This window comes from Rhodopseudomonas sp. (assembly GCF_013377015.1).
Classification (GTDB): Bacteria; Pseudomonadota; Alphaproteobacteria; order Rhizobiales; family Xanthobacteraceae; genus JARJEH01.
On record NZ_JACABA010000001.1, the window covers coordinates 133,225 to 145,543 of the forward strand.

Below are 12,319 nucleotides of genomic sequence, written 5' to 3' on the forward strand. Positions count from 1 at the left end.
CTTTCGTTGGGTGGTTCAGGCGGCGGGGCGGATCGCACTGAAATGATGCGGCGGCGGCGCCGACGACAGCGCCTCGATCAGCCCTTCCATCGAGGTCAAATTATGTACCGGGCGGAATTCGTCAACGTGCGGCAACATCATTTTGATGCCTTGCGCCCGGGCCTCGAAGCCGCCGAACCGCAGCAGCGGGTTGAGCCAGATCAGCCGGCGGCAGGAGCGATGCAGCCGGTCCATCTCGAACGACAGCTTGTTGTCGGCCTCGCGCTCCAGCCCGTCTGAAATCAGCAGCACGATCGCGCCCTGTCCGAGCACGCGGCGACCCCAAAGCTTGTTGAAGGAGTGCAGTGACGCCGAAATCCTGGTGCCGCCAGCCCAGTCCTCAACCGCCGAGGTGCAGCTCGCCAGCGCCTCGTCCGGATCGCGCGCCCGCAGCGCCCGGGTGACATTGGTCAGCCGGGTGCCGAACAGGAACACCGAGACGCGTTTCCGCGCGTCGGTGATCGCGTGGAGGAAATGCAGGAACAGCCGCGTATATTCGCTCATCGAGCCGGAGATATCGAGCAGCGCCACGATCGGCGCCGGCTTGTCGATCAGGCCGAGCCGGCGGATCTCGACGATGTCGCCGCCGGTGCGCAACGATGCGCGCAGCGTCCGGCGCAGATCGACTTTCAGCCCGCGCGGATCGACCTGAAACCGCCGGGTGCGCAATTCGGCCTGCGGCAGCCGCATATTGGCGATGGCGCGGGTGACCTGCGCGATCTCGGCGGCGCTCATCTGCGCGAAGTCCTTCTTCTGCAGGATCTCCTTGTCGGAGACCGACAGCCGCAATTCCTGTTCCTGCGCCGCCGGCGCCTCGCGCACCGCGGACTGCGACAGCGCTTCTTGCACCCGGCGCGACGCCGGCTTCGGCTTCTTCTTGGCGTGATCCGGCAGCGGAATCGAATCCAAGAGATGCTTCCAGTCCTCCGCGGCGCGGAAGAACAGGTCGAACGCCTGCGCGAAGATCAGCGCGTGCTCGTGCCGCTTGACGAAGATCGCCTGCAGTGTGGTGAATAGATCGGCGCGGTTGCCGATCTCGATCAGCTGGATCGCATTCAGCGCATCGATCACTGCTCCCGGCCCGACCGGCAGCCCGGCGGCGCGCAGCGCACGCGCAAAGCCGATCACATTGTCGGCCATCTGCCCGGTCGGCGGATTGAGGTGGTCGATGTCGGTCATGGGCGGAAACTCGATCTGAAAGCACGCCAGTCCAAATCTTGCTTCGTCATTCCGGGGCGCGAGCAGCATAGCTGCGAGCGAACCCGGAATCTTGCGGTGCGGCCCTGTGGCGAGATTCCGGGTTCGCTCGCAAGGGCTCGCGCCCCGGAATGACAAATTTGACTTCAGTGCTCAATGACATCCGACATAGCGAAACAACTACTCGCTCGTCGCTTCCTTCAGCACCTTTTCCAATGCCGGGCCCTGCATCTTGGCGATGTCGTCCTGGTATTTCAGCAGCGCGCCGAGGGTGTCGCCGACCACCTGCGCGGTCAGCGCGCGGGCGTCGAGTTCGGTCAGCGCGGTGGCCCAGTCGAGCGTCTCGGCGACGCCGGGCGATTTGTAGAAATCCTGCTGGCGCAACGCCTGTACGAAGGCGACGACCTGCTGCGACAGTTTGGCGGAAATCCCCGGTACGCGGGATTTGACGATCGCCAATTCGCGCTCGGCGTTGGGATAGTCGACCCAGTGATACAGGCAGCGCCGCTTCAACGCGTCGTGGATTTCGCGGGTGCGGTTCGAGGTCACGATCACGATCGGCGGCGCCGGCGCCTTGATGGTGCCGAATTCCGGGATCGTCACCTGGAAGTCGGAGAGGATTTCCAGCAGATAGGCTTCGAACGCCTCGTCGGCGCGGTCGAGTTCGTCGATCAGCAGCACCGGCGGGCCGGCGACGTCAGGCTCCAGCGCCTGCAGCAGCGGCCGCTTGATCAGATAGCGTTCGGCGAAGATGTCGCTGGAGAGCTGCTCGCGGTCGGTATCGCCGGCCGCTTCGGCGAGCCGGATCGCGATCATCTGCGCCGCGCTGTTCCACTCATATACGGCGGAGGCGACGTCGAGGCCTTCATAGCATTGCAGCCGGATCAGCTTGCGGCCGAGCGCGCTCGCCAGCACCTTGGCGATCTCGGTCTTGCCGACGCCGGCCTCGCCTTCGAGAAACAGCGGCCGGCCCATCCGCAGCGCCAGGAACACCACGGTGGCCAGCGACCGTTCGGCGAGATAGCCGTGGCTGGTCAGCAGCGCGAGCGTGGCATCGACGGAGTTGGGGGGCGCCGATGTTGTCATGAGCAAACCGATCGCAAGGTCATGCCTTGCCGTTGGCGGCATCGACGGCGCGCTTCGCCAGCACGCCGATCAGATGCGCGCGATATTCGGCGCTGCCGTGCAGGTCGCTGTTGAGGCCCTCAGCGTGAACGTGAATGCCGTCGAGCGCCTTCGAATTGAAGCGCTTGCTCAGCGCCTCCTCGAACGCGGTGACCCGGAACACGCCGTCGGCGCCGGCGCCGGTGACCGCGAAGCGGACGTCCGACGGCCGCTTGGCGACGAACACCCCGACCAGCGCATAGCGCGAGGCCTGGTTGCGGAACTTGATGTAGGCAGCCTTCTTGGCAATCGGAAACATCACCTTGGTGATAATCTCGTCGGGCTCCAGCGCGGTGGTGAACAGGCCCTGGAAGAACTCTTCCGGCTTCAGCCGGCGCTTGTTGGTGACGATGGTGGCGCCGAGCGCCATCACCGCGGCGGGATAATCCGCGGTCGGATCGTTGTTGGCGAGCGATCCGCCGATGGTGCCCTTGTGGCGCACCGCGGGGTCGCCGATCAGCGACGCCAGTTCGGCCAGCGCCGGCAGCGCCTCGCCGACGATCGCGGAGGTCGCGACCTCGGCGTGTTTGGCGGTGGCGCCGATCACCAGCGAGCGGCCCTTGATCTCGATGCCGCCGAGCCCGTCGATATGGGACAGGTCGACCAGATGCGGCGGGCTCGCCAGCCGCTGCTTCATCACCGGCAGCAAGGTGTGACCGCCCGCGATCAGCTTGGCGTCTTCATTCTTGAGCAGCAGATTAGCCGCCTGCCGCACGGTCGCCGGACGATGATATTTGAATTCGTACATGAAGCTTCCTTGGGCATTCCCCGGGGATTCGCACTCGCCTGGCGTAGTCAGGCGAGATCGGAATTCGCCATCGCCTTGGCGCCGGCGGCGATCGACAGCACGATGTTCTGATAGCCGGTGCAGCGGCACAGATTGCCCTCGAGCTCCTCGCGAATGGTGTGATCGCCGAGATCGTGGCCCTTGCGATGCACCAGATCGACCGCGGTCATGATCATGCCGGGGGTGCAGAATCCGCATTGCAACCCGTGATTCTCGCGAAACGCTTCCTGCATCGGGTGCAGCGGCGCGCCGTCGGCGGCGAGGCCCTCGATGGTCCGGACCTCGTGGCCGTCGGCCATCACCGCCAGCGTGGTGCAGGATTTCACCGCCTTGCCGTCGAGATGGACGACGCAGGCGCCGCATTGCGAGGTGTCGCAGCCGACGTGGGTGCCGGTGAGCCGGAGATTCTCGCGCAGGAACTGCACCAGCAGCGTGCGCGGGTCGACATTCGCGGTCACGGGATTGCCATTCACGATCAGGGAAATCTTGGCCATCGGCCCTCTCTTCATTCGCGCTGCCGCATTGCACGGCAGAACGTCATTAAAATCATTCCAACGGCATATTATGGGTCATCCCGGCAATGAGCAACCTCGCGCGCGAGAGCCCTGACCGGGATCGGCCTGATCCTTGCGCGATCAAGAACTCTTGATCGCGTCGGCGTCGGCTTGCACCGCCTTGGAAAAATTCGCAAAAAATTCGTCGGCGAGCTTCTTCGCCGAGCCGTTGATCAACCGCTGCCCGAGCTGCGCCAGCTTGCCGCCGATATGCGCCTCGACATCGTAATGCAGCAGCGTGCCGCCGTCGTTGTCGGTCAGCCCGACGGTGGCGCCGCCCTTGGCGAAACCGGCAACGCCGCCCTCGCCTTCGCCGGTGATCTTGTAGCCGTTCGGCGGGTCGAGATCGCTGAGCGTCACCCGACCCTTGAAGCGCGCCGAGACCGGCCCGACCTTCAATTTGGCGACCGCGCGGAATCCCTCAGCGTCTTCGGTCTTTTCCAGCTCCTCGCAGCCCGGGATGCAGGCCTTGAGCACAGCGGGATCGTTGAGCGCGGTCCACACCGCCTCACGCGGCGCAGTCAACTGGACTTCGCCGCTCATTGTCATGGCCATGGAGTTCCTCCCCGATCCGCTGCCACCTTGACCGGCGGCCTTCTACCGTCAGTTAAGCATGCCTGCCGCAAAAGCAAAAGTATTGCTGCAATGCGCCGGCGTCGTAACATGACCGCTCCAGCGCCAGCCAGCGCAGGATATGGGGCGCGCTGGCGAAGGACGTCAGGCGTCGATCAGGAATTTTGCCGGGCGGAGGGATAGTCCGACGGCTCCGTCAGCCGGTTCTCTGTCGCTCGGGTTTCGGCAGCCGATTCGGATTGAAACGGCGGCTCGACCAGTAGCAGAATCGCGGTGCCGAGCATCAGCATCAATTCGGTGGCGTGCAGCCGCAGCGCGGCCACCTCGCCGACCTTGGAGGCCATCAGCATACTGGCGAAGCTGATCACGCTGCCGATGGTCAGCGCGAATGCCAGCGCCTCGTCGCAGCCGCCGGCCTTGCGGATCGAGGCCCTTGTGGTCAGCACCACGAACACTGCGAAGAACGCGACCACGGTGAGCTTTCCCACCGCCAACAGCCACGCCATCCGGATCGTGCCGGGCGCCGACAGATGCAGATAATCGCTGATGAACAGCGCGACCGCGATATTCGGCCGGTCGTACATCCCCTGCATCGGCGAGATCATGATCTTGAAGGCGACGATCAGCCAGGTCGGGATGAAATACGACGCCAGCAGCGCGCCGTTGAATGTACTGATCCGCCAGTTCGTCGTCATTGCCATGTCCCGCACACGTCCACGGCAACTCCTTCAGGAGCGCTGGCGGACCGGGCGAGCTAAACCCGCTCAACTGCGACGGGCAATCTAAACGCTTTGTTAACACTAATGGCGGATTCGCCCGGGACCTCCCCCGGGCAGGCACGATAATTGCTTTGAAACAGAGGGGCCTGCGTTGCGGCGCGACCTGGCAACGCCGAATTCGGCGCGGCAACGATCGGGCGGCGGCAATCGTGCCGGGACCGGACGAACCGTCCGCAAGGGAAGAAAGTCGCAGCGGTGCGCTGTTGCCGCTCTAGGTGCGCACTGTTAGAAAACAACGAGCGACGCGACATTCCGGCTGCCGGGGCCCTCGACGTGTCGCGCGTATTCCGCAAAAGTGGGGACCGCTTTTCCGCCGGAATCACGAACTCCCCGAACCTCCAACACGGCAGCGCATGGACTATTTCGCTCAGCAACTCATCAATGGCCTGGTGCTCGGCTCGATCTATGGGTTGATCGCGATCGGCTACACGATGGTCTACGGCATCGTCGGCATGATCAATTTCGCCCATGGCGACATCTTCATGATCGGTGGCTTCATCGCGCTGATCAGCTTTTTGATCCTGGTCTCGTTCGGCCTCACCTTCGTGCCGGTGATCCTGCTGATCGTGCTGTTGGTGTCGATGGCGATCACCGCGCTGTATGGCTGGACCGTGGAGCGGATCGCCTACCGGCCGCTGCGGCATTCGTTCCGGCTTGCCCCGATGCTGTCGGCGATCGGGATGTCGTTCGTGCTGATGAACTATTCGCAGATCGCCCAGGGCGCCCGGGTCAAGCCGGTGCCGCCGATTATCACCGGCGGCTATACTCTGTATGAGGCCGACGGCTTCGTGGTGCGGCTGTCGAATGTGCAGATCGTGGTCGTCGTCACCACCATCGTGCTGCTGGCGATCTTCACCTGGCTGGTGGCCAAGACCCGGCTCGGCCGCGACATGCGCGCCTGCGAACAGGACCAGACCATGGCGGCATTGCTCGGCGTCGACGTCGACCGCACCATCTCGATGACCTTCGTGATCGGCGCGGCGCTCGCCGCGGTCGCCGGCATGATGTATCTGTTGTATTATGGCCTGGTCGACTTCTTCATGGGCTTCGTCGCCGGGATCAAGGCTTTCACTGCGGCGGTGCTCGGCGGAATCGGCTCGCTGCCCGGCGCGATGCTGGGCGGACTGTTGATCGGCCTGATCGAGACCATGTGGTCGGCCTATTTCTCGGTCGAGTACAAAGACGTCGCGGCGTTCTCGATCCTGATCATCGTGCTGATCTTCCTGCCGACCGGCCTGCTGGGCCGGCCGGAAGTCGAAAAAGTCTGACCGCGCATGACAACGCCTGCCCCGGCCGCTACCGCCGCTGTCGCCGCCAAACGCGGCCTCGGCGCCGCATTCATTTTCAAAAAAGCCCTGATCAGCGCCCTGGTGGCGCTGGTTTTGTTTTCGCTGATGATCGGCGTCCGTACCGAGGCCGGTCCCGAAGGCCAGCTGATCTACTGGACCCGGTTCGGCGATCTCGGCGCCATGGTCGCCACCGTGTTCTTCGGCAGCATCGCGATCGAATTGCTGCGGCAATGGTGGGGCCCGATCGAGACCGTCCGGGTGATCCCGCCGCGAGTAACAAGCTCACTGGCGCTGGCGCGGCGCGCGATCGCACCGATCCTGCTGATCTTCACCTTCCTGGTGCCGGTGATCTTCTACGACCAGCGCTACATCCTCGATCTCGGCATTCTCGTGCTGACCTATGTGATGCTGGGCTGGGGCCTCAACGTGGTGGTCGGCCTCGCCGGCCTGCTCGATCTCGGCTACGTCGCGTTCTACGCCGTCGGCGCCTATTCCTACGCGCTGCTGGCGACTAACTTTGACCTCTCGTTTTGGGTCTGCCTGCCGCTGGCCGGGATTCTGGCGGCGTTCTGGGGCGTGCTGCTCGGCTTTCCGGTGCTGCGGCTGCGCGGCGACTACCTCGCCATCGTCACGCTGGCGTTCGGCGAGATCATTCGCCTCGTCATCATCAACTGGCAAAGCCTGACCGGCGGACCGAATGGCATCAGCGGGATTCCACGCCCCTCATTGTTCGGGATTCCGCTGTCCAATACCGATGACGGCCTAGCGGCGCTGCTCGGCATCGAATATTCGCCGACCCATCGCATCGTGTTCCTGTTCTATCTGATCCTGGCGCTGGCGCTGTTGACCAACTGGGTCACGATCCGCTTGCGCCGGCTGCCGATCGGCCGCGCCTGGGAAGCACTGCGCGAGGACGAAGTCGCTTGCCGCGCGCTCGGCATCAACACCACCACGACCAAGCTCACGGCGTTCGCCACCGGCGCGATGTTCGGCGGGTTCGCCGGCGCGTTCTTCGCCACCAGGCAGGGCTTCATCTCGCCGGAATCCTTCACCTTCCAGGAATCCGCGCTGGTGCTCGCCATCGTCGTGCTCGGCGGCATGGGCTCGCAGCTCGGCGTGGCGCTGGCGGCGCTGGCTATGATCGGCGGCTTCGAGCTGTTCCGCGGTCTCGACCAATACCGCATGCTGGTATTCGGCGTCGCGATGGTGCTGCTGATGATCTGGCGACCGCGCGGACTGATCGGCCACCGCGCGCCGACCGTGTTCCTCGAACATAGTCAGACGATCTCGTCCGACCTTGTGAAAGAAGGCCGGTGATGGCCGACAATCACATCCTTGCCGTGGACAACCTGTCGATGCGGTTCGGCGGCATCGTCGCCGTCAACGAGCTGTCATTCGCCGCCCAGCGCGGCAAGATCACCGCGCTGATCGGCCCCAACGGCGCCGGCAAGACCACGGTGTTCAACTGCATCACCGGGTTCTACAAACCGACATCCGGCACGATCCGTCTCACCCATGACGACGGCAAGAGCTTCCAGCTACAGCGGCTGAACGATTTCCGGATTTCCAAGATCGCCAAGGTGGCGCGCACCTTCCAGAACATCCGGCTGTTTCCCGGCATGACCGCGCTGGAAAACCTGATGGTGGCGCAGCACAACGCGCTGATGCGCGCCTCGGGCCTGACCTTTCTCGGCCTGATCGGCGCGCCGTCCTGGCGCAAGGCGGAGAACAGCGCGATTGAGCTGTCGCGGTTCTGGCTGAAGCAGATCGGCCTGCTGGAGCGCGCCGACGACGCCGCCGGCAATTTGCCCTATGGCGACCAGCGCCGGCTCGAGATCGCACGCGCGATGTGCACCGAGCCGGCCCTGCTCTGCCTCGACGAGCCCGCCGCCGGCCTCAACGCCCGCGAAAGCGCAAGCTTAAGCGAATTGCTACTGTCGATCCGCGCCGATCGCGGCACCTCGATCCTGCTGATCGAACACGACATGAGCGTGGTGATGGAAATCTCAGACCACATCGTGGTGCTGGACTACGGCGTCAAGATCGCCGACGCGGCGCCGCAAGCGATCCGTGACGACCCGAAAGTGATCGCCGCCTATCTCGGCGTCGAGGACGACGAGGTCGACGCCGTCGAGCAGGAGTTGGGACTGTGAGCGCCGCCCCCCTGCTCGCCATCAAGGGCCTGCGCGCGTCCTACGGCAAGATCGAGGCGCTGAAGGGCGTCGATCTCGACATCAAGCCCGGCGAGATTGTGGCGCTGATCGGCGCCAACGGCGCCGGCAAGTCGACGCTGATGATGACGATCTTCGGCAAGCCCCGCGCCCGCGCAGGCTCAATCGAATTCGACGGCACCGACATTACCGAGGTGCCGACGCATCAGATCGCCCGTTTGCGGATCGCGCAGGCCCCGGAGGGCCGCCGAATCTTCCCGCGGATGAGCGTGGCGGAAAACCTGCAGATGGGCGCCGACGCCACCGACAGCACCGAAGCCGAGCGCTCAACCAGTCTCGAGCGGGTGTTCAAGCTGTTTCCGCGGCTGCAGGAACGCCTCACGCAGCGCGGCGGTACATTGAGCGGCGGCGAGCAGCAGATGCTGGCAATCGGCCGCGCGCTGATGAGCCGGCCGCGCCTGTTGCTGCTCGACGAGCCGTCGCTCGGGCTGGCGCCACTGATCGCGCGGCAGATCTTCGAGGCGATCCGCACCCTCAACAAGCAGGACGGCCTCACCGTGCTGATCGTCGAGCAGAATGCCAACCACGCGCTGCGACTGGCCCATCGCGGCTATGTCATGGTCAACGGCTTGATCACGCTGAGTGGCAGCGGTAGCGAATTGCTGCAGCGCCCCGAAATCCGCTCCGCCTACCTCGAAGGTGGCCGCGGCGGCTGATTCGATATCAGTCATTCCGGGGCGCGCGCCGCGACAGCGGCAAGCGAACCCGGAATCTCGCGCCACGCCGCAACGCCTCATTCGCCGCGAAATTCCGGGTTCGCCCGGCCTGCGGCCGTCCGCCCCGGAATGACGCCGACTGCGACGCGCGTCGTCGCCGATACCGCGCGACCGGCTGCGGCAAGATGCGGCAATCGGATGACAAGCTGCACGAAAATTGCCGATGACTTGGCCTGAAAATCAGCCGACAATGGCGGCGAGCTTCGCGTTCGGACCTTCCGGGCGCGCGCTGACGTCTGGCAAGATCATCGCAAGGAAAGTTTCATGACACCACTCAAGCTCCTCGGATTGGCCTTCGGAGCCTCGCTGGCGCTGTCGACGACGGCGCTGGCCCAAGACATCAAGGTCGCAGTCGCTGGCCCGATGACCGGCAGCGAATCCGCATTCGGCCGGCAGATGCAGAACGGCGCCGAACAGGCGGTGGCCGATCTCAACGCCGCCGGCGGCGTGCTCGGCAAGAAGCTGGCGCTGCAGACTGGAGACGACGCCTGCGATCCGAAGCAGGCGCGTTCGGTCGCCGAAAAGATCGCCAGCGACAAGGTCCCGTTCGTCGCCGGCCATTTCTGTTCGTCGTCGTCGATCCCGGCGTCGGAAGCCTATGCCGACGGCAACGTGCTGCAGATCACCCCGGCTTCGACCAACCCGCTGTTCACCGAGCGCAAGCTCTGGAACGTGCTGCGGGTGTGCGGCCGCGACGATCAGCAGGGTCTGGTCGCCGCTGACTACATCGTCAAGCATTTCAAGGGTAAGAACGTCGCCATCCTCAACGACAAGACCACCTACGGCAAGGGTCTCGCCGACGAAACCAAGAAGGCGCTGAACAAGGCCGGCTTCACCGAGAAGATGTTCGAGTCCTACAACAAGGGAGACAAGGACTTCAACTCGATCGTGTCGCGGCTGAAGCGCGACAACATCGATCTGGTCTATGTCGGCGGATATCATCAGGAAGCCGGCCTGATCCTGCGCCAGATGCGCGACCAGGGCCTCAAGACCGTGCTGATGGCGGGCGACGCCATGAACGATAAGGAGTTCGCCTCGATCACCGGCCCGCTCGCCGAAGGCGCGCTGTTCACCTTCGGTCCAGATCCGCGCCTGAAGCCGACCGCCAAGGCGATCGTCGAGAAGTTCAAGGCCAAGAACATCGATCCGGAAGGCTACACGCTCTACACCTACGCCGCGTTCCAGGTCTGGTCGCAGGCGGTCGCCAAGGAGAAGTCGACCGATCCGAAGAAGGTGATCGCCGCGATCAAGGGCGGCACCTGGGACACCGTGCTCGGCAAATTGTCGTTCGACGCCAAGGGCGATATCAAGGTGATCGACTACGTCGTTTACAAGTGGGACGCAAAGGGCAACTACGCCCAGATCGACGCCAAGGCGATGTGAGGCCGCTGGCTGAAGTATCATGAGTTTCAAACGCCCCGGCTCGCCGGGGCGTCTTTTTTTGCCGAGGCTTGGGAGCGAGGCACGCGCCGGGCAATACGCAGCTGCTGTCATCGCCCGCGAAAGCGGGCGACCCAGTATTCCGTAACGCGGATGATAGCTCGCATGCGCTCGGGAATACTGGGTCCTCCGCTTTCGCGGAGGATGACAGCTGAGAGCGGTCGAGCGCCCGCGGCAAAAAACGTTGAGCGGGGAGCACCGGGTGCACCCAAACTGGGACGCCGCTACCCGAAATTCGCCAGCGCGGGAAACGTCTCCAGCAGCCAGATGCTGACATTGCTCACCGCGCCGGTGAGAAATCCTACTCCGGTCAGCACCATCAGGGCGCCCATCACGTGTTCAACAGTGGCAAGATGCCGCTTCATCCGCGCGAACACGCTGGAAAACTGCTCGATCATGAAGGCCGCCAGCAGGAACGGAATGCCGAGCCCGGCGGAATATACCGCGAGCAGGCCGGCGCCCTTGGCCACTGTCGCCTCGGCGGCGGCGACCGACAGGATCGCCGCAAGGATCGGACCGATGCACGGCGTCCAGCCGAACGCGAACGCCAGCCCCATCGCATAGGCGCCCCACAGGCCGACCGGCTTTGGAATCGGCAGCCGGCCTTCGCGCATCAGGATGCGGATCCGGGTCAATCCCAGGAAATGCAGGCCCATCAAAATGATGACGATGCCGGCGACGATCGAGAGCTGCGCCGACCAGGCCCGGATCAGGCTACCGACCAAGCTGGCGCTGGCGCCCAGCGCCACGAATACCGTCGAGAAGCCGAGCACGAACATCAAGGCCGAGATCATCACCGCGCGTTTGGAGACGGCATCGGGCTCGTCGGCGGCGACATGCTCGATGGTCGCGCCGGTCAGATAGATCAGGTATGGCGGCACCAGCGGCAGCACGCAGGGCGACAGGAAACTGACCAGGCCGGCGATCAGCGCAGCGGGGATCGAGACATCGTGAATCATGGCGCTAATTGCACCGCGCCAGCGCCCGGATGCAAGGCCCGGCGCATGGCCGCTCCGCACGTTGTGATGGCGCGTGACAACTTGACCGCCGTCGTGCCCTGCGATCAGCTGCGGCGCAACAGGACCGAATGATGAAAAACCTTCTCACCGACATCGTAGGCGTCAGGGTCGGCCACGCCGACGACGCCGCATTGGCATCCGGCGTCACCGCGATCCTGTTCGACCAGCCCGCGGTGGCCTCGATCGACGTCCGCGGCGGCGGCCCCGGAATTCGCGACGGCGCCCTGCTCGATCCGGTCAACACCGTGGAGCGGATCGATGCGTTGACGCTGTCCGGCGGCTCGGCGTTCGGGCTCGATGCCGGCGGCGGCGCGCAGGCCTATCTTGCCAAACAAGGCCGCGGTTTTGCGATCGGCGGCGTGACGATTCCAATCGTGCCCGGCGCCGTGGTGTTCGACATGATGAACGGCGGCGACAAGCAATGGGGCCGGTTCTCGCCCTATCGCGACCTCGGCTACGCCGCCGCGATCGCCGCCGGCGAAGACTTCGCGCTCGGCAGCGTCGGCGCCGGGTTCGGCGCCACCACGGCGA

At 64.6% G+C, this 12,319-nt stretch carries 12 protein-coding genes and 1 pseudogene; 6 read left to right on the top strand and 7 right to left on the bottom strand.

The window, feature by feature from the left end; all coding sequences use genetic code 11:
• Nucleotides 1–15 precede the first annotated feature (15 nt).
• From HXX15_RS00595 to HXX15_RS00620, 6 genes are all read right to left on the bottom strand, one after another.
• Nucleotides 16–1,218, bottom strand: coding sequence for a VWA domain-containing protein (locus tag HXX15_RS00595; RefSeq protein WP_296511568.1), 1,203 nt, complete (start codon nucleotides 1,216–1,218; stop codon nucleotides 16–18).
• A gap of 198 nt (nucleotides 1,219–1,416) precedes the next feature.
• Nucleotides 1,417–2,322 carry a MoxR family ATPase gene (locus HXX15_RS00600; RefSeq protein WP_296511570.1) on the bottom strand — a complete coding sequence of 302 codons (906 nt, stop codon included), beginning with the start codon at nucleotides 2,320–2,322 and terminating at the stop codon, nucleotides 1,417–1,419.
• Nucleotides 2,323–2,341: 19 nt separating this feature from the next.
• Nucleotides 2,342–3,148 carry a xanthine dehydrogenase family protein subunit M gene (locus HXX15_RS00605; protein ID WP_296511572.1) on the bottom strand — a complete coding sequence of 269 codons (807 nt, stop codon included), beginning with the start codon at nucleotides 3,146–3,148 and terminating at the stop codon, nucleotides 2,342–2,344.
• Between the two features lie 47 nt (nucleotides 3,149–3,195).
• Entirely contained in the window at nucleotides 3,196–3,681 is a 486-nt protein-coding gene (locus HXX15_RS00610; RefSeq protein ID WP_296511574.1) for a (2Fe-2S)-binding protein, read from the bottom strand.
• A 141-nt stretch (nucleotides 3,682–3,822) separates the two neighbouring features.
• Nucleotides 3,823–4,296: a carbon monoxide dehydrogenase subunit G gene (locus HXX15_RS00615; RefSeq protein WP_296511576.1), complete on the bottom strand. Its 474-nt coding sequence runs from the start codon at nucleotides 4,294–4,296 to the stop codon at nucleotides 3,823–3,825.
• A 173-nt stretch (nucleotides 4,297–4,469) separates the two neighbouring features.
• Nucleotides 4,470–5,009, bottom strand: coding sequence for a hypothetical protein (locus HXX15_RS00620; protein WP_296511578.1), 540 nt, complete (start codon nucleotides 5,007–5,009; stop codon nucleotides 4,470–4,472).
• Nucleotides 5,010–5,446: 437 nt separating this feature from the next.
• Here HXX15_RS00620 and HXX15_RS00625 point away from each other — a divergent pair, with 437 nt between their 5' ends.
• From HXX15_RS00625 to HXX15_RS00645, 5 genes are all read left to right on the top strand, one after another.
• Nucleotides 5,447–6,361 (top strand): branched-chain amino acid ABC transporter permease LivH, encoded by a 915-nt coding sequence (locus HXX15_RS00625; protein ID WP_296511579.1) that lies wholly within the window; start codon nucleotides 5,447–5,449, stop codon nucleotides 6,359–6,361.
• Between the two features lie 6 nt (nucleotides 6,362–6,367).
• Nucleotides 6,368–7,699, top strand: a complete 1,332-nt coding sequence (gene livM, locus HXX15_RS00630; protein WP_296511581.1) for a high-affinity branched-chain amino acid ABC transporter permease LivM — start codon at nucleotides 6,368–6,370, stop codon at nucleotides 7,697–7,699.
• Nucleotides 7,699–8,535 (top strand): ABC transporter ATP-binding protein, encoded by an 837-nt coding sequence (locus HXX15_RS00635; protein ID WP_296511584.1) that lies wholly within the window; start codon nucleotides 7,699–7,701, stop codon nucleotides 8,533–8,535. Before livM ends, HXX15_RS00635 begins: the two co-directional genes overlap by 1 nt.
• Nucleotides 8,532–9,269 (top strand): ABC transporter ATP-binding protein, encoded by a 738-nt coding sequence (locus HXX15_RS00640; protein ID WP_296511586.1) that lies wholly within the window; start codon nucleotides 8,532–8,534, stop codon nucleotides 9,267–9,269. The genes HXX15_RS00635 and HXX15_RS00640 overlap by 4 nt, the downstream gene beginning before the upstream one ends.
• Nucleotides 9,270–9,593: 324 nt before the next feature.
• The gene (locus tag HXX15_RS00645; RefSeq protein WP_296511588.1) at nucleotides 9,594–10,712 is read left to right on the top strand and encodes a branched-chain amino acid ABC transporter substrate-binding protein; all 1,119 of its coding nucleotides are present in this window, start codon (nucleotides 9,594–9,596) and stop codon (nucleotides 10,710–10,712) included.
• A 281-nt stretch (nucleotides 10,713–10,993) separates the two neighbouring features.
• Here HXX15_RS00645 and HXX15_RS00650 read toward each other — a convergent pair whose 3' ends face one another.
• Complete coding sequence (locus HXX15_RS00650) at nucleotides 10,994–11,728, bottom strand: cytochrome c biogenesis protein CcdA (protein ID WP_296511590.1); 735 nt, start codon at nucleotides 11,726–11,728, stop codon at nucleotides 10,994–10,996.
• Nucleotides 11,729–11,919: 191 nt separating this feature from the next.
• On the opposite strand from HXX15_RS00650, the pseudogene HXX15_RS00655 reads away from it, so the two are divergent.
• Nucleotides 11,920–12,319 (top strand): annotated as a pseudogene (locus HXX15_RS00655) (P1 family peptidase); the annotation flags it as partial.